21 protein-coding genes and 1 tRNA gene are annotated in these 20,472 nt (G+C 54.0%); 16 read left to right on the forward strand and 6 right to left on the reverse strand.

All coding sequences use genetic code 11. From position 1 onward, the window contains the following. The first annotated feature begins 18 nt into the window (after positions 1-18). Complete coding sequence (locus MVO87_RS06630; RefSeq protein WP_297512661.1) at positions 19-1,227, forward strand: hypothetical protein; 1,209 nt, start codon at positions 19-21, stop codon at positions 1,225-1,227. A gap of 233 nt (positions 1,228-1,460) precedes the next feature. Here the strand turns inward: MVO87_RS06630 and MVO87_RS06635 are convergent, their stop codons facing one another. The 3 genes from MVO87_RS06635 to MVO87_RS06645 form a co-directional block, all read right to left on the reverse strand. Then, entirely contained in the window at positions 1,461-3,761 is a 2,301-nt protein-coding gene (locus tag MVO87_RS06635; protein WP_297552646.1) for a TRAP transporter permease, read from the reverse strand. A 2-nt stretch (positions 3,762-3,763) separates the two neighbouring features. Continuing rightward, positions 3,764-4,141 (reverse strand): DUF1850 domain-containing protein, encoded by a 378-nt coding sequence (locus MVO87_RS06640; RefSeq protein ID WP_297512665.1) that lies wholly within the window; start codon positions 4,139-4,141, stop codon positions 3,764-3,766. A gap of 74 nt (positions 4,142-4,215) precedes the next feature. Further along, positions 4,216-5,256, reverse strand: a complete 1,041-nt coding sequence (locus MVO87_RS06645; RefSeq protein ID WP_297512667.1) for a TAXI family TRAP transporter solute-binding subunit — start codon at positions 5,254-5,256, stop codon at positions 4,216-4,218. A 228-nt stretch (positions 5,257-5,484) separates the two neighbouring features. Here MVO87_RS06645 and MVO87_RS06650 point away from each other — a divergent pair, with 228 nt between their 5' ends. The 8 genes from MVO87_RS06650 to rpl12p all read left to right on the forward strand — a co-directional run bounded on the left by MVO87_RS06650 (position 5,485) and on the right by rpl12p (position 10,889). Continuing rightward, positions 5,485-6,303: a D-aminoacyl-tRNA deacylase gene (locus tag MVO87_RS06650; RefSeq protein ID WP_297512681.1), complete on the forward strand. Its 819-nt coding sequence runs from the start codon at positions 5,485-5,487 to the stop codon at positions 6,301-6,303. 115 nt (positions 6,304-6,418) lie between these two features. Then, complete coding sequence (ftsZ, locus tag MVO87_RS06655; protein ID WP_042688716.1) at positions 6,419-7,540, forward strand: cell division protein FtsZ; 1,122 nt, start codon at positions 6,419-6,421, stop codon at positions 7,538-7,540. A gap of 30 nt (positions 7,541-7,570) precedes the next feature. Continuing rightward, positions 7,571-7,756: a protein translocase SEC61 complex subunit gamma gene (locus MVO87_RS06660; protein WP_297512670.1), complete on the forward strand. Its 186-nt coding sequence runs from the start codon at positions 7,571-7,573 to the stop codon at positions 7,754-7,756. Between the two features lie 10 nt (positions 7,757-7,766). Continuing rightward, positions 7,767-8,225 carry a transcription elongation factor Spt5 gene (locus MVO87_RS06665; RefSeq protein WP_042688711.1) on the forward strand — a complete coding sequence of 153 codons (459 nt, stop codon included), beginning with the start codon at positions 7,767-7,769 and terminating at the stop codon, positions 8,223-8,225. Positions 8,226-8,259: 34 nt separating this feature from the next. Further along, positions 8,260-8,751, forward strand: a complete 492-nt coding sequence (locus MVO87_RS06670; protein WP_297512672.1) for a 50S ribosomal protein L11 — start codon at positions 8,260-8,262, stop codon at positions 8,749-8,751. Between the two features lie 79 nt (positions 8,752-8,830). Further along, complete coding sequence (locus MVO87_RS06675; RefSeq protein ID WP_297512673.1) at positions 8,831-9,481, forward strand: 50S ribosomal protein L1; 651 nt, start codon at positions 8,831-8,833, stop codon at positions 9,479-9,481. Between the two features lie 5 nt (positions 9,482-9,486). Continuing rightward, entirely contained in the window at positions 9,487-10,509 is a 1,023-nt protein-coding gene (locus tag MVO87_RS06680) for a 50S ribosomal protein L10 (RefSeq protein ID WP_297512674.1), read from the forward strand. A 59-nt stretch (positions 10,510-10,568) separates the two neighbouring features. Then, the gene (gene rpl12p / locus MVO87_RS06685) at positions 10,569-10,889 is read left to right on the forward strand and encodes a 50S ribosomal protein P1 (protein ID WP_042688703.1); all 321 of its coding nucleotides are present in this window, start codon (positions 10,569-10,571) and stop codon (positions 10,887-10,889) included. A gap of 49 nt (positions 10,890-10,938) precedes the next feature. On the opposite strand, the gene MVO87_RS06690 is transcribed toward rpl12p, so the two are convergent. Then, entirely contained in the window at positions 10,939-11,340 is a 402-nt protein-coding gene (locus tag MVO87_RS06690; protein WP_297552648.1) for a hypothetical protein, read from the reverse strand. Between the two features lie 118 nt (positions 11,341-11,458). On the opposite strand from MVO87_RS06690, the gene MVO87_RS06695 reads away from it, so the two are divergent. The 6 genes from MVO87_RS06695 (at position 11,459) to dnaG (ending at position 16,587) form a co-directional block, all read left to right on the forward strand. Further along, positions 11,459-11,536 (forward strand) — tRNA-Arg (locus MVO87_RS06695). A 917-nt stretch (positions 11,537-12,453) separates the two neighbouring features. Then, entirely contained in the window at positions 12,454-12,933 is a 480-nt protein-coding gene (gene dcd, locus MVO87_RS06700) for a dCTP deaminase (RefSeq protein WP_297512677.1), read from the forward strand. A gap of 276 nt (positions 12,934-13,209) precedes the next feature. After that, entirely contained in the window at positions 13,210-13,413 is a 204-nt protein-coding gene (gene hpkA, locus MVO87_RS06705) for an archaeal histone HpkA (RefSeq protein WP_042688694.1), read from the forward strand. A 69-nt stretch (positions 13,414-13,482) separates the two neighbouring features. Then, positions 13,483-14,757, forward strand: a complete 1,275-nt coding sequence (locus MVO87_RS06710) for a TIGR04013 family B12-binding domain/radical SAM domain-containing protein (protein WP_297514333.1) — start codon at positions 13,483-13,485, stop codon at positions 14,755-14,757. A 46-nt stretch (positions 14,758-14,803) separates the two neighbouring features. Continuing rightward, positions 14,804-15,205: a toprim domain-containing protein gene (locus MVO87_RS06715; protein WP_297514349.1), complete on the forward strand. Its 402-nt coding sequence runs from the start codon at positions 14,804-14,806 to the stop codon at positions 15,203-15,205. Beyond that, a complete protein-coding gene (gene dnaG / locus MVO87_RS06720) occupies positions 15,202-16,587 on the forward strand; it encodes a DNA primase DnaG (protein WP_042688685.1) in 1,386 nt (461 codons plus the stop codon). Before MVO87_RS06715 ends, dnaG begins: the two co-directional genes overlap by 4 nt. Here dnaG and MVO87_RS06725 read toward each other — a convergent pair whose 3' ends face one another. Next, entirely contained in the window at positions 16,588-17,316 is a 729-nt protein-coding gene (locus MVO87_RS06725; RefSeq protein ID WP_297514339.1) for a hypothetical protein, read from the reverse strand. Positions 17,317-17,426: 110 nt separating this feature from the next. Between MVO87_RS06725 and MVO87_RS06730 the strand changes: the two genes are divergently transcribed. Continuing rightward, on the forward strand, positions 17,427-19,142 hold the full coding sequence (locus MVO87_RS06730) for a glutamate--tRNA ligase (RefSeq protein ID WP_297514342.1): 1,716 nt from the start codon (positions 17,427-17,429) through the stop codon (positions 19,140-19,142). Position 19,143: 1 nt separating this feature from the next. Here the strand turns inward: MVO87_RS06730 and MVO87_RS06735 are convergent, their stop codons facing one another. Then, complete coding sequence (locus tag MVO87_RS06735; RefSeq protein ID WP_297514344.1) at positions 19,144-20,448, reverse strand: sodium-dependent transporter; 1,305 nt, start codon at positions 20,446-20,448, stop codon at positions 19,144-19,146. Positions 20,449-20,472: the final 24 nt, after the last annotated feature.

The raw sequence follows: 20,472 nt of genomic DNA on the forward strand, positions 1-20,472 counted from the left end.
AAAAGGTTGGGTGGAAGCATGAAGGTCGGCGTTGCTTTCGGGGTTAGCGAACTCGCGAATCCGAAGTCGTTTGAGAAGAAGGCCTCCGAGTTCCTCACAACCCTCGCAAAGGACTTCGACGTCGTCGGCGGTTTTATGCTGAGCTCAAAGGCGGACTTTCGGGAGGCCAAGGAGGAGCTCAACTTCAACGAGGTTGACGCCATAATCCTCTACCCCTTAACGGGTGGAACTGAAGGGTTCCTCAAAGAGTTCTTCGTCTTCAGAAGGCCCACCGTAATCTTCGGCGACCCCTTCAACAACTCCCTCGCCGCTGGAATCGAAATCAGGGAGTTCCTGCGTGAGCGGCTCGTTCCCTCGACGCTTGTCAAGGACATGAACGAGCTCAAGGCCGCTTTGCTTGCCTACGAGGATTCCCTCGAAACCCTTGAACCATTCCTCCGGGCCAGGCTCGGCCTCATCGGCAGAATCTCCCCCTGGCTCGTCAACGAGAAGTTTGAGCTCCCCTACACGAGGATTAGCCTCAAGAAGTTCTACGAGTACTACGATAAGGTGAGTGATGAAGACGGCTGGAAAGTCGTTGAGGAAATCTTTGAGCGGGCGAGTGAAGTGAAGGAACCCGGAAAAGATGCCTTAACAAAGGCGGGCAGAATCTACCTCGCAATCAAAGAAATCCTGCGCGATTACAGGCTCGATGGCTTCACGATAGGCTGTTTCGACTTCATAGGCAAGCTCAACGCAACGCCCTGTCTGGCCCTCGCGATGTTCAACGCCGAGGGAATTCCAGCGGGCTGTGAGGGCGAGCTGAACTCGCTCCTCGGGATGTACATTGTAAAGAAGTACTTCGATAAGCCCGCCTTCATGGGCAACGTTGCGGACTTCGGGGAAGACCACGTGATAATCGCCCACTGCACCGCACCCCTGCTCTGGCGCTACCGCTTGAGGAGCCACTTCGAGAGTGGCATAGGTGTTGGCGTTGACGTCGAGTTTCCGAGGGGGAAGGCGAGCCTCTTCAAGCTCTGCGGGAGGCGTGCGGTGGTTGCGGGCGTTGAGGTTGTCGGAAACGAGCATCTTGAGAACAGGTGCAGGACGCAGGTGAAGCTCAGGATTGAGGATGCCCCAGAGTTCCTCGACGGAACACTCGGAAACCACCACTTGATGGCCTACATTGACCCTGAAGAACTGGCAGATTTGCTCAGCGAACTGGGCTTTGAGGTTATGCTTTACTGATTTTCTCTTTCGATTCATATACCAAAAGGTTATAGCCACAAACGTTCTAAGTTTTTAGGGGGTGAGAGCTATGAGGCCAGCCCAAGCCGCGATAGAGTACCTGTTTATGATTGCCCTTGCGCTGATTATGGTTTATGTAGCCGTACGTTTAATGCGTCAAACAACAGAACAGGCGACCCAGCAAATAAATAAAACGAGTGAAGAGCTCATCCAGATTCTCCGGAATATGAGCTCTAACGGGTAGCTGAGACAATTCCAAGTTTTTCTCCTATCAATGCTGCAGTGAGTACCAAGACAAGGCCAAGTGCCACTATCCCTGGATGTAACGATGCTGCGGCAAACGCCACAACTATGAGCGCTACCCTGTATGCTTTGTTGAGGTGCCCTTTCAGCCATCCTGTGAATCCCACCGATAGCATGTAGAGCACGAGTATCGTTGCAAGAAGGTCATAGACCACCGTCGCCGCCATTTTTATCGTCCAATCGCTGACCGTTATTATGAACATCTCCGGGTGCGTGAAGTAGATGTAGGGGCCGATGTATCCCGCTATTGCGTAGCGAACGGCGTTGAGGGCCGTCTTCCAGAAGTCACCGCCTGCCAAGGCCGAACCCGCGTAGCTGGCGAGCGCTACGGGTGGCGTTATATCTGCAAGGATTCCGAAGTAGAACACGAAGAAGTGCGCCGCGAGGAGGGCTATGGCTGTTCCAAAGCCCGGAACCGGCTGGTTATATGGGGGGACGGAGCTAACTGCTTGGTAAATCGCGGGCGCCATGACGAGTGATGTTATGATGTAGTTCGCCGTTGTCGGGACGCCCATTCCAAGTATCAGGCTGAAAATCATCGTGACTATGAGCAGGAGCCAGAGGTTTCCGCCCGTGAGGTCTGCCAGACGATAGCCGAGGGAGTTGGCGAGGCCGGTTATCGTTAGAGAGCCCTGTATAAGTCCAGCACTTGCAGCCGCGAGCATAACGGCTGTGCTCGTCTTTCCTGCCTCTATCATTGACTCGTAGGTCGCCGAGAACATCTCCTTTCCGTCGTGCGTCTTCGATATCGCTCCAACGATTAGCGAGAAGATTATTCCAAAGATTCCCGTAAGGAAGAGAAGGTTCTCCTTGCTCATGCCGATTGCCTGGTTGAAGGCTATGAACAGCAGGAACAGCGCCGTTATGTAGAACTTCTCGTTGAACTCCACTTCCTTCTTCAGCGCGCCGAGGACGAAGAGGAGAGCCGTTAGGGCGACGAGGAGTGGGTAGCCTTTGCCTACGAACATTATGAACGTTCCGATGAGAACTATTGCCACGTAGAGTGCTTCATTGCCCTTAATCCCGTCTTTGGAAATCCAGGCAACCCAGATTGCGATTCCCAAGGAGGATATTGCCGCGATGTGAGCCGGGATTCCCCAGACGAGGGCGACCGTTATGACGACTATCGGCAGGAGGATGTAGCTCTTCCTCAGGAAGTAGCGTATCGGCTTGAAGTGCTCCTTGGGCATGCCCTTGAGGCCGAGCCTCTTGGTTTCCCTGTCTATGAAGAGGTAAACTCCCGAGTAGTAAACGAGGGCCGGAATAACGGCCGCGATGATTATCTTATTGTACGGTATTCCAAGGAACTCCGCCATTATGAAGGCCGCCGCGCCCATTATCGGGGGCATTAGCTGGCCACCGGTCGATGCCACAGGTTCAACGGCCCCCGCTATTTCTGGAGGGTAGCCGGCCTTCTTCATCAGCGGTATCGTGAAGGTTCCGGTGGTAAGGACGTTGGCGACGCTTGAACCGCTGACGGTTCCCATGAGACCGCTCGCTATGACGGCGGCTTTGGCCGGGCCTCCCGGGCGGGAGCCGAATAAGCTTAACATGAACTCGGTAATGTAGTCGCTTATGCCTATTTTGAGCAGGAAGGCTCCGAAGAATATGAAGGCGAAAACATAAATCGTCATGACGTAGAGTGGTGTCGCGAAGATTCCCTCGCTGGCGAGGTACATGTGTTCCGTGAACACCATCCAGTTGAAGTTAATGTTCTGAATGGCGTAGCCAAGGAACACTATGACGACCAGGGGGAGAACCCAGCCTATCACCCTCCTTGTGGCTTCGAGGACGACGAGTACGGCTATGAGGGCGAATATCACGTCCCTCTGGTAAACCGTCGCGTTCTCGGCGTAGCTTGGATACCTGAAGAACAGGTAAAACATCGTTATCAGACTCAGGGCTATGAAAACGTAGTCAATCAATCCAACGTTTTTGAATCTCTCAGAGCGCCGGAAGGGGTAGAGAAGGTAGGCTATGATAAGAATCATCGCTAGAACGAAAGCCTCTCCCTGCTGGCTCTGGAGTGTGTAGAGAAGGAAGTTGAGCTTTATTCCAACGCGGGAAAGCATGTCGTAGAGGGCTCCGTTGAAGTTGAAGATGAAGAGAATCTCGTATATTCCAATGAGCACCGCCGATACCGTCACGACCATTTCAAGCTTTGGGGGCAGTTTTCTCGTCCTGCTTATTACCTCCTCAAGTTCCTCAACTTCCACATGCTTCTCTTCCAAAGTTAACACCTCCCTAAGGCTGTGAGAATCAGGGGGCACCTCTCAACCCGGAAATGTACGAGTCCCGGGGTCGGTGGCCTGATTACAGACGCGTTGTTCACGACGATTTGAGGCCGGTTGAAGGGTATGAACCAGTAGTCGAGGCTCTTCCCGAGGGGCTGGTTGATGACCTTGTAGTAATAGTCGCCCTCCCTGCCCTGGATGTCCTCCGGAAGGCCGGCCCCGAAGTCCTTCCAGAGCATCTTCCTGACGAACATCCCGCTCGAGTTGACCTCGATTACCTCGACTACCTCGCTGTGTTCCACACTGTGGTTGTACTCAATCCTAAGCCAGACTTCACCGAGGTGATAAACATACGAGGATGATTCAGTCGTTATCACCAGGGAATTAACAGGAAAAACGGATGTGACAAGGAGTAAGATGACAAAAAAGAAAAGGGTCCTTTTCAAGACCCTCACCCGCTCGGTGGCTTGATATTGTCAGGGACGTTGAGGCCCTTCTCTTCATAGTATTTGTAGGCACCTGGGTGGAGCGGTATGCTCATACCGTCGAGGGCCGTGTCGAGGCTTATGTACTTGGCCTTCTGGTGGACCGCGCGGAGCTGATCAACGTTGTCGAAGAGCACCTTGGTCATATCGTAGACGACGTTCTCTGGAAGGTCGGCGCTGACGACGAGGATTGCCTTGACGGCGAGGGTTGGCGTGTCCTCAGTCATTCCCTTGTAGGTGTCCTTCGGGAGAACCTGCCTGACGTAGAAGATGTAGCCCTCGCTCTTGAGCTTGTTGAGAATATCGTCCGATATTGGGATGACTCTAACGGGCGTTGTAACGGCTATCTGGGTTATGGCCGGGGTCGGGGCTCCGGAAACTATTACAGCCGCGTCAATCTGGCCGAGCTTGAGGGCCTGGGCGGCCTGGCTGAACTTCTGGTTGACCTTCTGAATCTTGTCCCAGACGCCAGCCGCCTTAAGAATCTGTTCGGCCGCAACGGCCGTTCCGCTTCCCGGAGCACCTATTGCAACTTTCTTTCCGGCCAAGTCCTGAAGGCTCTTTATGTCGCTGTCCGCCCTAACAACGAACTGGACCGTCTCAGGGTAGAGTGCCGCGACACCGCGAAGCTTCTTTATCGCGCTTCCCTCAAACATGTAAAGGCCGTTGTAGGCATAGTAAGCCACGTCGTTCTGCATAATCGCGGCCTGGGCGTTGCCGTCGCCGATGGCCTTGGCGTTAGAAACGCTTGCACCGCTGGTAACAGCCTTAGCTTTTATGCCCGCCTTGTTAAGGAGCTCCGCGTATTTGGAGCCCAACGGATAGTAGACTCCGCTGGTTCCTCCAGTGTAGATTGTTATGGTCCCTGTGTAGGTCGTTTCCCCGGACGTTCCCGAGGTTCCGGTCTGGGTTCCCGTCTGGCTTTCGCTTCCTTCGCCCATACAGCCGGCCACGAACACTGACAGTATCAATACGGCCACGAGGGCCAGGGTTGTTAACCTCTTCAAACCACACACCTCCACATCAATGTACACAATATGGCTATATGGCCATATTGGTCTATTAGTGTACTTTTCCTTTTTAAATAGTTTGCGTTACAACTTCGAAAAACCTACGAGCCATGTTTTATTGTTACTACTCAATTTTCGAAGGTAAATGGGTATATTTTGCACACTCTCGCGGCTATCCCCATAACGTTTTATAACCTCCCCGCTAACCTGGCCCCGGTGGAAGCCATGAAGGTCATCATGACCACGAAAATCGACAGGGCTTCGATGAACATAATGGAGAAGCTCATCGAGAACTTCGGGTTCAAGGAAACCGACATGGTCTTCGACGGTAACCCAGTTTACAGGAACGGGGAGACGCTGATACTCACGACCAACGACGAGATGATTTACTACGACAACCTCGACAAGGCTATAGATGCCCAGCTCGGTTTTATGCCCGAGGTGATAGCCTTCGCCTCTAGGCATTCGAGCAAGCAGAAGTTACCGGCACTGACGACCCATGTAACTGGCAACTGGGGAAAGGCCATGTACGGCGGGAAGGACAAGAGTTTAGCGATAGCGTTGCCGAGTGCAATGAAGCTTGCCCTCCTCAAGATGAACGAGCTAAACGACCTCGGCTGGACCGTCTGCTACGAAGCAACGCACCACGGACCGAGCGAGCTCGGAGTTCCGAGCTTCTTCATAGAGATTGGTTCGAGCGAGGAGGAGTGGGTAAACAACAGGGCGGGCGAGATAATAGCCGAGACAATCGTTTACGTCCTTGAGAACTACGAAAAAGCTAAGTTCAAGGTTGCCATCGGAATAGGCGGCGGCCACTATGCACCGAAGCAGACGAAGCGTGCCCTTGAGACCGACATAGCCTTCGGCCACATAGCCCCGAAGTACGCGCATCCCCTCTCCCGGGAGATGTTCCGGAAGGCCATTGAGAGAACCGCCGAGAAGGTCGAGGCGATATACGTTGACTGGAAGGGTAGCAAGGGTGAGACGAGGCAACTCGCGAGGTCGCTGGCGGAGGAGCTCGGCCTTGAGTTTATCAGGGACTGAGCCGAAACCTTTAAAGAGACTACGGGCCAGTTAAGTTCAGTTTCGGGTTAGCTAAGTTTATATACCACTCCCATACAAACTCCAAAGGGTGTTAAACTCTTCGGAGGGTGAAAAGATGCTGAAGCTGATTGAGGACGCCATCGAGAGAACCTCGGCGGCCCAGCCCAAGGCCGTTCCGGAGGTTCAGCCCCAGTCGGACATAGATGAGGAGCTTAAGAAGCTCCTTGAGCAGATTCAGGCCAAGATATACGTCGTCGGTGTCGGCGGTGCCGGTTGTAACACCGTTAACAGGATGATGCAGGTTGGAATCGAGGGTGCTAAGATAATCGCAATAAACACCGATGCACAGGATTTGCTCAAGATTAGGGCCCACAAGAAGATACTCATCGGAAAAGAGCTTACCAGAGGCCTTGGTGCCGGCAACAACCCCAAGATGGGTGAGGAAGCCGCAAAGGAGAGCGAGAGGGAAATCAGGGAGGCCCTTGAAGGCGCGGACATGGTATTCATCACCTGCGGTCTCGGTGGAGGAACCGGAACCGGTGCAGCACCAGTAGTCGCAGAGATAGCCAAGAAGATGGGTGCCCTGACCGTTGCCGTGGTTACCCTTCCGTTCACCGTTGAGGGCATCAGGCGCATCAAGAACGCCGAGTATGGTCTCGAGAGGCTCAGGAAGAACACCGACACCGTCATCGTCATCCCGAACGACAAGCTCATGGAGGTTGCCCCGAACCTGCCGATTCACATGGCCTTTAAAGTTGCGGACGAGATACTCGTCCAGGCCGTCAAGGGCATCACCGAGCTCATCACCAAGCCAGGTCTTGTCAACCTCGACTTCAACGACGTGAGAGCAGTCATGAAGGACGGCGGCGTTGCGATGATAGGCATCGGCGAGAGCGACAGCGAGAAGAGGGCTTTGGAGGCCGCCCAGCAGGCACTCAACAGTCCGCTCCTCGACGTTGACATCAGCGGTGCCAAGGGCGCTCTCATAAGCATCAGCGGAAGCGACGTCAAGCTCGAGGAGGCCCAGCAGATTATCGAACTCGTCACCAGCAAGCTTGACCCGGAGGCGCAGGTCATCTGGGGTATCCAGCTTGACGAGGAGCTCGGCAAGATGATTAGAATCCTCCTCGTTGTCACCGGCGTCAGCTCGCCGTATGCCGTCGCCGAGGAAGAGGAGAAGTCCTACTTCGGCGAAGAAGAGAAGAGAACAATCAAGCTCGACCTTGACGAGCTTTGAATCCTTTAAACTTTTAGAGGGGTGAATGAAGTGACGAGCACCGTCGAGAAGATTAAAACGTTCCTCTCAGAGTCCAAGAGGGTACTCCTCGTTACGAGAAAGCCAGGAATGAAGGAGTTTAAGCTGGCCGTCAAGATTACCGGTATTGGAATGATTCTCATAGGCCTTATAGGAATGCTCATTAGGATGGTCGGTTACTTCATCACGGGCTCGTGAGGGTTGCGCCATGAGCGAGGGAAAGATATTCACCGTCAGCGTTACCGTAGGTCAGGAAACCACGACCGCGAACCTCGTTTACAGCAAGGCTAAGACTTACAACATCCCTATTCAGGCCATCCTTGCACCAAGCAAGGTTAAGGGGTACATATTTGTGGAGGCCCCAAACAAGAGCGCCGTTGACGAGGCTATAAGGGGAATCCGCCACGCGAAGCGCGTTCTCCCCGGTGAGATTCCCTTCCACGAGATAGAGCACTTCCTCGAGGAGAAGCCAGCGGTTAGTGGCTTCGAGCCCGGCGACATCGTCGAGCTCATAGCCGGCCCGTTCAAGGGTGAGAAGGCCAAGGTCGTCAGGGTTGACGAGAGCAAGGACGAAATTGTCGTCGAGCTCATAGGCTCAATCGTCCCGATACCGGTCACGGTGAGGGGCGAATACGTTAGACTTATAAGCAAACGCCAGAAGGAGTGACAGGCCCGAGACAAAAGTAAAGGTGGTGAGATGAATGCCACAGGTTGTCGAAGTCCTCGTTGAAGGTGGAAAGGCCACACCCGGACCCCCGCTCGGTCCGGCCATCGGTCCCCTTGGACTGAACGTTAAGCAGGTCGTTGACGAGATAAACAAGGCCACTAAAGAATTCGAGGGAATGCAGGTTCCCGTCAAGATTATCGTTGAGGACCCCAAGAAGAAGACCTTCAGGATTGAGGTCGGTATTCCGCCAACCAGCCAGCTCATCAAGAAAGAACTCGGCATTCCGAAGGGCTCAAGCGAAGCTGGCCACACTCCGGTCGGGAACCTCACCATGGAGCAGGTCGTCAAGATAGCCAAGATGAAGATTGACCAGATGCTCTCACCGACCCTCAAGGCTGCAGCGAAAGAAGTCATAGGAACCGCCCTCAGCATGGGCGTTACCGTCGAAGGCAAGGACCCGAGGGAAGTTCAGAGGGAAATTGACGAAGGACTCTACGACGAGATTTTTGAGAAAGCCGAGGAGTGAGGGAAAACTTTAAAAATCCCTCCTTTTACGCATCTTTGACTTTTTCGGCTCAAATCGAAAACGAAAGGGAGGGCTGTAAATGGCCTTCGACAGGCAGAAACTCGTGGAAGCGGTGAAGGAGGCGAAGGCCCGGGCTAAGCCGCGCAACTTCACACAGACCGTCGAGATAGCAGTCAACCTCAAGGATATCGACCTCCGCAAGCCGGAGAACAGGTTTAAGCTTGAGGTTGTACTGCCCCACGGTCGTGGGAAGGAGCCAAAAATCGCGGTCATCGCTGATGGTGCCGTGGCTGAGGCGGCTAAAAAGCTCGGGCTTGATGTGATTAGTGGAGAACAGCTTGAGGAGATAGCGAAGAGCCCGAGGGAAGCGAGGAAGCTGGCGAAGCGCTACGACTTCTTCATTGCCGCAGCTCCGCTGATGCCCAAGATAGGTAAGTACCTCGGTAGGTACCTCGGTCCGAGGAACAAGATGCCGCAGGTCGTTCCGCCGACCATGACCAACCTCGAGCCCATAGTCAACAGGCTCAAGAAGACCGTCAGAATACAGCTCAAGAACAACCCGGTTGTCCACGCCCCGATAGGCACAGAGGACATGGACGACGAGAAGCTCGCTGAGAACGCCGAGGCGGTTCTCAACGCCATTATCAACAAGCTCGAGCGCGGAGAGAACCAGGTAAAGTCAGTGTACGTGAAGACCACAATGGGCCCGGCCGTTAAGGTTGAGAGGTGAGGGAGATGGCCCACGTAGCCGAGTGGAAGAAGAAGGAAGTTGAGGAACTCACCAAGATTATCAAGAGCCACCCAGTGATTGCCCTCGTTGACGTGGCCGGTGTCCCCGCTTACCCGCTCAGCAAGATGCGTGACAAGCTCCGCGGGAAGGCCCTTCTCAGGGTCAGCAGGAACACCCTCATCGAACTGGCCATAAAGAGGGCCGCCCAGGAGCTCAACAAGCCTGACCTCGAAAAGCTCGCCGACTACATCGAGGGAGGAGCGGCGATACTCGCCACCGAGATGAACCCCTTCAAGCTCTACAAGCTCCTCGAGGAGAGCAAGACCCCTGCCCCGGCCAAGCCAGGAGCGGTCGTTCCCAAGGACGTCGTCATTCCAGCCGGACCGACCTCGATTCCACCGGGCCCGCTCGTCGGTGAGATGCAGGCCCTTGGAATCCCGGCGAGGATTGAGAAGGGTAAGGTTAGCATTCAGAAGGACTACACCGTCCTCAAGGCGGGAGAGGTTATAACCGAACAGCTCGCGAGAATCCTCAACGCCCTCGGTATCGAGCCCCTCGAGGTCGGTCTCAACCTGCTCGCCGCTTACGAAGACGGCATCGTCTACACTCCTGATGTCCTCGCGATAGACGAGCAGGAGTACATCAACATGCTCCAGCAGGCCTACATGCACGCATTCAACCTGTCAGTTAACACCGCCTATCCGACCAAGCAGACCATCGAAGCCATCATCCAGAAGGCCTACCTTGGTGCCAAGAACGTTGCAGTCGAAGCTGGCTACATCACGCCTGAGACCATCGAGGACATCTTTGGCAGGGCCCTTCGTGCCGTCCTGCTCATAGCGCAGAACCTGCCCGAGGAGTTGCTTGACGAGAAGACCAAAGAGCTTTTAAACGCTCAGGCCCAAGTGGCCGTTGCCGCGGCTCCTCAGCCAACCGAGGAGAAGGTTGAGGAGGCCGAGGAAGAAGAGGAAGAAGAGGAGGCATCCGAGGAGGATGCGCTCGCCGGACTGGGCGCCCTCTTCGGCTGAATTACTTTCCCTCGCACACGTGTGAATAAAGGAATGAAGATGATTGGAGGTGTGAAAAGATGGAGTACGTGTATGCCGCTCTGCTGCTCCACGCCGCTGGTAAGGAGATAAACGAGGAGAACCTCAAGGCCGTCCTTGAGGCCGCTGGAGTCACTCCGGATGAGGCCAGGATAAAGGCTCTCGTTGCAGCGCTCGAGGGCGTCAACATCGACGAGGTCATCGAGAAGGCCGCCATGCCTGTCGCCGCTCCGGTCGCTGTCGCCGCCGCTCCGGCTCCCGCCGAGGGCGGTGCCGAGCAGGCTCAGGAGGAGGAAGAGGAGGAAGAGGAAGAGGTCAGCGAGGAGGAGGCCCTCGCTGGTCTCGGCGCCCTCTTCGGCTGAACTCCTCTTCTCTTTTGTCCGCCCTCGGGCGGGCTTTTCAAAACTTTTCTCAGCGCTTCCTGAAGACGACAACCGTCTTCCACGTCCTTCTGTATCCCTCTGGGTTGAGCCTTCTCCTCAGCAACTCCATAAAGACCACGTAAGTTACAAAGAAGATGACGGAAACGACAACCTTTTCGACCGTGTTCCTGAGGCCATTGAGTGCGTTTATCCAGGCTATGCCGAGGGCTCCAAGCATCAGGAATCCCGCGGTCTCGTACAGGGCAACGTTTCTCGGAAGTCTCTCAAACTTTCTGAGGGTCACTCCGACAACTAAAGTAATTAGGCCGATGAGCCCTAAAACCACAGTTGTTGTATCCACGGCACTTGCTCCATATCTCTGCGCCAGCAGGGGGTAAAGGGGAAGCGCCGGTGCAAGTGCAAAAAAGCCTGCAATGGTGACCCCACTCACGATGAGCACTTTTGTGCTTCTTCTCATCCCTCTTCCCCAATTAACATTGGCCGAGGTAACCTAAAAGGTTTTCGTAAACCGCAAGGTTTATGTTTAGCCCATCGGAACCATCAGGGGTGGGCCGGTGGCCTAGCCTGGACGGGGCGTCGGCCTTCGGAGCCGAAGGTCGCGGGTTCGAATCCCGCCCGGCCCGCCATTGAAACTTTGCCTTCGCAAAGTTTCATCAAAGTTTGTAGCTCTTTCTGGAAGGATATATTTCAAGAGATTTTCCATTTAATTGGCCGTATTGGGTAAAAGAACTTTTTAAATTGCCCCTTTTGGAAGGGTTTACCTTTAAATCGATGCCCGAAGGGCGTCAAGAAGAGAGTAAACCCCTTTGTAGGGTGCTGTTTTTGTGTTCTCCATTTGAAAAGAGCAATTTCGTGAGTAAAATCGATTTTATGGGGGTCTTTGGCGAGGAGCTACTAACTTTTGGTGAAGCTTTTGAAAAAAGCTTCCTTCGCAAGCGCTGGCGGAAGAGTAAGTGCTTTTCTAAGGATTAGCAAGTTTTGAGATGGGTTTACTCAACTTGCCCCTTGATTAGTGTTTCACTCTAAGAAGGCGTCCTTCGGACGCCGATGATAAGTTGAAACTACGCAGGAGCTTCATTTAGTTTTTAAACCCCTAGTCAATGTTGCACTTTTGGTGCACGACTGGCCTTTTGCTCGTTAGAGAGAAGGGCCTCATATCGCCAGCCTTTCCCAAAGGCTGTTGCAAAGTTTCATCAAAGCCGGCATGCCTTTTGAATGGTTCGTTCTCAGGGGTTTACTTCCAAACTCGCCAGTTTTAAGCGTGTTTCCTCCATTAGCACCCGAAGGGCGCTGTTTAAAACTAAACACTTTCCTCCACACGCCATCATGAGCGTAAACCCCGAATCCATCGACTGTTTGATAACGCATGCAACTTTTCTTTTACCCTTTCGGACAGTTAAACCATTTTGGTCAAGCTTTGCGCAAGCAAAGCTTGCTGGCCTCAGGAGTGGTGGCCCTCCGCACCCCTCGGTGCCGGGCCAACCGCTCATCATCGGCCGGATTATTTTTATACCACCGCCTTAAATCCCCAGCGGTGGTTGGTATGATGCTCCCAGATTGGAAGATAAGAAAGGAGATTTTAATCGAGCCCTTCTCTGAGGAGTCCCTGCAACCTGCTGGCTACGACCTTCGCGTTGGCGATGAGGCTTACCTCAACGGTGAAATCCTGAACGTTAAAGAGCTCGGAACCTTCGTGATTCCCCCTAAAACGTACGCTCTCGTTTTGACCCTTGAGAGAATCAAGCTTCCTGACGACGTTATGGGCGATATGAAGCTGAGAAGCAGTCTCGCGAGGGAAGGAGTGATTGGGTCTTTCGCCTGGGTTGACCCGGGCTGGGACGGGAAGCTGACCCTCGGCATCTACAACGCCTCTGAGGAGCCTGTTGAGCTCTCCTACGGGGAGAGGTTCGTTCAGATTGCCTTCATCCGCTTGGAAGGGCCTGCAAAGAAGCCGTACCGCGGAAAGTATCAAGGAAGCGCTGGAATCGCGCTCTCAAAGCGCAGAACCAGGGAACTTAAGTGAATTAAATCCAATTGTCTCGAAGCGCCTAAAGGTTTTCTATCAGGGCCATCGTCTGGATTTGGGGACCATATCTGGGTGGTGTCTTTTTATCACATTTTAACAATTGTCGTAAACCCTACAATGCTCAGCACCTGGCAGATTTTCCCCGTGCCCAAAAGGCATGTATACTTAGGTGTACATCCAATTTGGAGGCTTTAGAGACCGTTTTTACCGAAAGCTTTATATACCTCCGATTGCTTAGAGGGTACCGAAAAAGCTTTTACGGAGGTGTTGTGAATGGCCGAGCTTCCAATTGCCCCGATTGACAGGCTTATTAGGAAGGCCGGCGCCGAGAGGGTCAGCGAGGAGGCCGCCAAGGTCCTCGCCGAGTACCTCGAGGAGTACGCCATCGAGCTCGCCAAGAAGGCCAACGAGTTCGCCAGGCACGCCGGCAGGAAGACCGTCAAGGCCGAGGACATCAAGCTCGCCATCAAGGCCTGATGGCCTTTTTGGCTTTTCTACCCATTTCCAAACCGTTAGCGTTTTAAGCCTCTTCTCGCGCTTTCGACCATGCCGGAAATAGCCGTTCGAATGACCAGGCGCAATCATAACGCCTTCGTTCACCTCCTTGGGGCCCTTGAGAGCCAGGGCTTTGACTTGGGCGAGCTCCTCATAACGAAGGACTTCAACGAGATTCTCAAAGCCCGGCCGAAGGTCGTCCTCTACTCCTTCTTCACGGAGGAAATCTGGGGCGACCTCCCGAGGGAAGTCCGGCTTTTGAAGGAGAACGGCGCGCTTCTCGTGGCGGGAGGCTATCATGCGATAGCGATGCCCAAGCACACGCTCAACGTCCTCGGGTTTGACGTAGCCGTCATCGGAGAGGGCGAGGAGGTAATATACCAGCTCCTAACGACCCTGAAGAGGACAAACTACAGAATAACCTCCGAACTCGCCAAGGTGAAGGGTCTCGCCTTCTACCTCAACGGTGAGTTCACCTTTACCGGCTTCGCGAAAGTCGAGGACTTCTGGCGTTTTCCTCCGTATCCCGAGAGCGTCCGCCTGATTTCGCCGATAGAGATAAGCAGGGGCTGTCCCTTCCGCTGTTACTACTGTCAAACTCCCTACATCAAGGGCTTCCGCATGAGGCACAGGCCCATAGACCAGATTGTGAAGTACTCACGGAGAATGAAGGACATGCGCTACATAACGCCGAACGCCTTCGCCTACGGTTCTCCGGGGGCGATACTGAAGCTCAACAAGCTCGAGGCCCTTCTCAAGGCCCTTCAGCCCCTCAGGAAAGAGGGCAGGAGGCTCTTTTATGGAACCTTCCCGAGCGAGGTGAGGCCTGAGTTCGTCCTGCCCGAGACCCTTGAGCTCCTCATTGACTACGCCGACAACAGGAGGCTTGCAATCGGAGCCCAAAGCGGGGACGACGCGATGCTAAAGGCCATGCACAGGCTCCACAGGGTCGAGCACGTTCAGCGGGCCGTTGAGTACATGCTCGAGTACGGCTTTGAGCCTGTGGTTGACTTCATCGTCGGCCTGCCGAACGAGAGCGCGGAGAGCCAGAGGAGGAGCATCGAACTGATGAAGTGGATTATGCGGAAGGGCGGAAAGGTTAGGGCACACTACTTCATGCCTCTCCCAGGGACCCCCTGGGCGCGGTGCAAGCCGAGTCCGCTGAGCGAGGAGATGAAGAAGTTCCTCGGTAGAATGGCCGCTAAGGGAAAAATAGAGGGCTCATGGGGAGTCCAGATAGAGCTTTCAAAAAGGCTCCAGAAGCTGATAGAGGAGTTCTACGAGGAGCCGATGAGCTACCACGGAAGTATAAACTCAGTCTGCTGAACCCAAAAGCTTTTAACTTCACGGAGTATTGGATGGCGAGGGCGTTATGTACGCCGAAAACTATAAAAGATTCCTGGAGCTTATAGACGAACTGCGAGAGTTTGAAGGCGCCCTCATCGTTGAGGGCATGCGAGACGAGGTGGCTCTGAGGAATCTGGGGGTCAGAGCGGAGATAATCAGGCTCTCCCGCCTGCCTCTACCAGAGGTCGCGCTCATCGCCTCATCCTACGGCGAAGTCAAGATACTCACAGACTTTGACAGAAAGGGGGAGGAGCTGGCCAAAAAGCTCCTTCGCTACCTGGCCGGCTACCCCTGCAGGGTGGACGTGGAAACCCGGAAGGAGCTCAAGAAGCTGGTCAAGAAGGACATCAAGGGCATTGAAGACCTCTACGGCCTATACCTGAAGGTAATCTCCGTTTCTGACCCCCTGCTGGAGGGGATTCGATGAAGAGAAAGAAGACGATACTCCAGCAGGTTTTGGCTGAAAAACGAAAAAAGGCTAAAGAGGGTGGTTTCATGTCAGGAAAAGACGAGTTTGGAACGACCAAATACGTCATCTACGCCGAGTTTGAGGCTAACGGCATCGTCGAAAGGCCCGACGTTGTTGGTGCTATTTTCGGACAGACCGAAGGTCTTCTCGGAGACGACCTCGACCTGAGGGAGCTCCAGAAGACCGGAAGGATTGGAAGGATTCGCGTCGAGGTTCACAACAAGGCCGGCAAGACCTACGGAACCATTACCGTCCCATCGAGCCTCGACAGGGTCGAGACGGCAATCCTCGCCGCGGCGCTTGAAACCATTGACCGCGTTGGTCCGGCCGAGGCCAAGATAAGGGTCCTCCGCATAGAGGACGTTCGCGCCACAAAGAGGAAGTACATCATTGAGAGGGCCAAGGAGATACTCGAAACCCTCATGGAGCAGGAGATTCCCGAAACCCAGGAGCTCACCGAGGAGGTCAAGAAGGCAGTTCGCGCCAAGGAGCTCATCGAGTACGGCCCTGAGAAGCTTCCCGCTGGACCGCACGTCCCGTTCTCCGACTCAATCATCGTCGTTGAGGGAAGGGCCGACGTCCTCAACCTGCTCAAGCACGGCATAAAGAACGCGATAGCCGTGGAGGGAACCTCGATTCCGGAAACCATAATCAAGCTCAGCAAGGAGAGAATAGTTACCGCCTTCACCGACGGCGACCGCGGTGGAGAGCTCATCCTCAAGGAGCTCCTCCAGGTTGCCGATGTGGACTACGTAGCCCGCGCCCCCGAGGGCAAGGAGGTCGAGGAACTCACCAAGAAGGAGATAGTCAAGGCCCTGAGGAGCAAGGTTCCCGCCGAGCAGGTCATCAACGAGATGTTCAACAAGGGTAAGAGCTTCTACGAGCTGATAAGGGAAAGGGAAGAGAGGAAGCCCGAGCCCAGGAAGGTCGAGCCGAGGGAGCCGAGGGTCGTCCCGGTCAAAGTCGAGGAAAAGAAGCCGGAGAAGGTTGAGAAAGTCGAAAGGCCAGAACCCAAGGAGGAGAAGATAGTCAAGCCCATCGAGAAGGCCCGCGTTCCAGAGCTTGAGGAGTTCGGTGAGTTCATCGAGCGCGTTAAGAAGGACGGAATAGCACTCCTCCTCGACGAGAACAAGAACGTCATAGCGGAGATTCCAGTCAGGGAGCTCACGAACCAGCTCAAGGAGCGCAAGGACGTTTACGCGGTCGTCTTCAACGGCGTCATCACCCAGAGGCTCATCGACACAGTCAGCGAAACCGGCGTTCGCTACCTAATCGGCGCGAGGAAGTACAACGTCGTTAGAAGGCCCGTCCAGCTCAAGATAATAACCTTCGCCGAGTGATTAGCGGAGGATTACTCCGCTCCTTCCCCTTTTTATTGACATTCCCTTTTCCCTTGGGGTGTACAGGAGGGGGCTTTTCCTCACGTAAAGCCGTTCTCCCATGCCCTCCCTGGAAACGACTTCAACGACGTAGTGGGCGTAGAGTGAGAACCACGAGAGGAACTTCCCCGATGTTCTGTCCCTGTTGAGAACCCACAGGTTTATGGACTCCCTACTGTCTGCTTCGCTAAGTGCCATGAACCTCTGAAATATTCTCAGTGTGTTTCTCTCCCCCAGGAAAAACGCAAAGCCATCGAGTGTGAAATCCACGCGGACAACCCGCTGGTCGCCCATTTTCTCCTGTTCAATTGTCCTGAACAGCATTGAATACTTGGGAACGAACGTGTCTGCTGAAAGGTTTTCCCCTGAGTAAACGAAGTCTTCATTGTATTTGATACCGTGAAGGGAGCCAAAGACGTCTATGACTGCCAGGTTACCGCTTTCACCAAGGGCGCGAAGGTCAACGCCTGAGGGAAAGAGTTCAATTTCCAGCGTAGAGAGGGGCAAAACGGTGTTCGTTACAACTCCGAAGTCTCCCATTTCAACTCGATTTCTCATAATCTCAAAGGCTATTGTCCAGCCGGTTGAATAGGTGTTGTGAATTATCAGGAGGTTGCCGTTTGGAATCAAACCTCCTCCTATTGCACGGTCGAGTTTCCTGATTCCAGTGCTCAGTAGCTCCATGGTCACCCCACCGTAACGTTCGTAAATTAAATTTTAACGTTTAGGTTTATCTCTCTTTTGGAATTTCGGACTAACCTTTATAACCGCTTTCCCCATTCCCCCACAGGTGGTTAAAGATGGTGGAGGAGCTAATCTGGAAGTACGCGCTCATCAACGCCTACACCCACAAGGGTAAGGCGAACCCGAAGGCGGTTATAGGGAAGGTTCTCGGCGAGAACCCGGAGCTGAGGCCAAAAGCCAGGCAGATAATCCCGCTCGTGAACGAGATAGTTGAGAAGGTAAACGCCCTCTCCCTTGAGGAGCAGGAGGCGAAGCTGAGGGAGATTTACCCAGAGTTCTTCGAGGAGAAGAAGACCAAGAAGGAGGAGAAGAAGGGCCTTCCCCCGCTTCCCAGGGCGGAGAAGGGAAAGGTCGTCACCCGCTTCGCACCTAACCCCGACGGTGCCTTCCACTTGGGGAACGCGAGGGCCGCTATTCTGAGCCACGAGTATGCAAGGATGTACGACGGCAAGTTCATACTCCGCTTCGACGACACCGACCCCAAGGTCAAGAGACCGGAGCCGATTTTCTACGAGTGGATTAAGGAGGACCTTGAGTGGCTCGGCTTCAAGATTGACGAGATACACATAGCGAGCGACAGGCTTGAGATATACTACGACTACGCCGAGAAGCTGATAAAGATGGGCAAGGCCTACGTCTGCACCTGCCCGCCGGAGAAGTTCCGCGAGTTAAGGGACAAGGGAATAGCCTGCCCGCACAGGGACGAGCCGGTCGAGGTTCAGCTCGAACGCTGGAGGAAGATGCTGAACGGAGAGTACAAGGAGGGTGAAGCTGTCGTCAGAATAAAGACCGACCTAAAACACCCCAATCCCGCCGTCAGGGACTGGCCCGCTCTGAGAATCATAGACAACCCCAACCACCCGAGGACTGGGAACAAGTACCGCGTCTGGCCCCTCTACAACTTCGCATCTGCCATAGACGACCACGAGCTCGGCGTCACCCACATCTTCCGCGGACAGGAGCACGCCGAGAACGAGACGAGGCAGAGGTACGTTTATGAGTACCTCGGCTGGGAGTACCCGGTCACGGTGCACCACGGCAGGCTGAGCATCGAGGGGGTTATCCTCAGCAAGTCCAAGACGAGGAAGGGCATAGAGGAGGGCAAGTACCTCGGCTGGGACGACCCGAGGCTCGGAACGATTAGGGCCCTGAGGAGGCGCGGAATAAGGCCCGAGGCGATAAGGGAGCTAATCATCGAGGTCGGTCTGAAGAGGAGCGACACGACGATAAGCTGGGACAACCTTGCTGCCATAAACAGGCGCATAATAGAGCCGATAGCTAACAGATACTTCTTTGTCGCCGACCCGATTCCAATGTACATAGAGGGGGCCAAGGAGTTCGTTGCTGAGATTCCGCTCCATCCAGACCATCCAGAGAGGGGCGTTAGAAGGCTTAAGTTCGTTCCAGGAAAGCCGGTTTACGTCTCCAAGGACGACATGGAGCTCTTCAGGCCAAGGAACTTTGTTCGCCTTAAGGACCTCTTCAACGTCGAAATCCTTGAGGTGAGCGAGGACGGTATTAAGGCAAGGTTCCACAGTGTTGACTACGAGATAGCGAGAAAGAACAGGTGGAGGATGGTTCACTGGGTCACCGAGGGCAAACCCTGTGAAGTCTGGGTTCCCGAGGGCGAGGAGCTCATCATAAGGGAGGGGCTACTTGAAAGCGACGCCCACGTTAAGGTCGATGACGTCGTCCAGTTCGAGCGCTTCGGCTTCGTGAGAATAGATGAGGTAAAAGATGGAAAGGTCAGGGCGATTTTCGCCCACAAGTGATTCATTCTTTCTTTCCAAATATTTCGTTGCCCAGCGCACCGAATCCAACAAGCACTACTGCGAGCAGGGCACCAATCCAGTTAGCCCCTCCAGCTTTAGCCGTTGTGTAGAGGGAGTAGAGCCCCATTGGTATGAGGACTATGAACAGAATGGCCCCAGCTACTTTCTGGATGGTACTTGGCTGAACCCCTGTAATCTCTCCGACCCTCTTGGAAACTACCGGAATGTACTCAAAGACCGCCGTGAAGAATATAGTTGTAGAAACCCCGAGCAACATTGCCTGGGCCAGGCTGGGTATTGAATCTGGAATCCCAATTAGTAAAACGAGCCCCATCAGGTACATGGCTGCCTTGTTCCTTCCGACTCTGGTGTTGAACTCTATTATCTGGAGACCAACCTCGGCTGTTGGCAATATGCTGGTGATTCCAGCGAAGAATATTGAAACCGCTATCAGTAGCAGAAGACCTTTGTAGTCAGCGAGAATTGTTGGGAGCTGTCCCATGAGGTGAATCGCTCCCTCTTCTCCACCGTACACGTACTTCAAGAGCTCCTCCGGGGTAGAGGGCGCTATGGCGTAAACTATCGTAATTGTGGAGAGGATTCCGATAATGGCCTGTATAATAACACCCGCCCCAATGATGAGCTTGGCGTTGAAGCGCTCGTTCATGAAACTGCCAAGCATCAGGTAGAAGGCGAATCCAAGGCCGATGCCGTAGATGGCCCTTTCAATGGCAGCCATCACGAGGTCTACAGTTACCGGATGCCTGCTCATTATCATGTGTTTTGCCATGCCCAGAAACGCCGCGGTCGACGGAATCTTCGACACGAATGCCACAGTCGTAACGACGACTGAGATAACGAGTACCATTGAACCCGCTGCCATTATCGTGAACGTCTTCTCCTTGGCCCTCGTCAGGACGATGAAAACTATCACCACCATTAGAACCTTGGCTATGAGCCTTCCTACGGTCCCGGTTCCAACAATTGGGGACAGGAGAACGAGCATAGTGTTGGCGGTATAGTATGAGAGGAACACGACTATCAGCGCCAGCACTGCGAGTATCATGGCTGGTTTTCTTAGAACTTTGTTGTAGAGCTCAACAAAGTAGTAGCCCGATTTTGTGACCTTCTCTGCCTCTGTTATAGCAACGTACGTAAACACGGCCAGGAACAGCAGATGCACTACAAGCCCCGTTAGCCCGTATTCCATCCAGAACTGAGGGAACAGCCCAATTGTTCCTATGCCCGTTGCAAATCCAGCAACGAGGAACATCAAGTACAGCGTCCACTTCCTTATTTCATCCATCCCAACCACCCCCAAGAGCTTTCC

Origin of the sequence: Thermococcus sp., assembly GCF_027063845.1 — an archaeon.
In the GTDB taxonomy this organism is placed as follows: domain Archaea; phylum Methanobacteriota_B; class Thermococci; order Thermococcales; family Thermococcaceae; genus Thermococcus.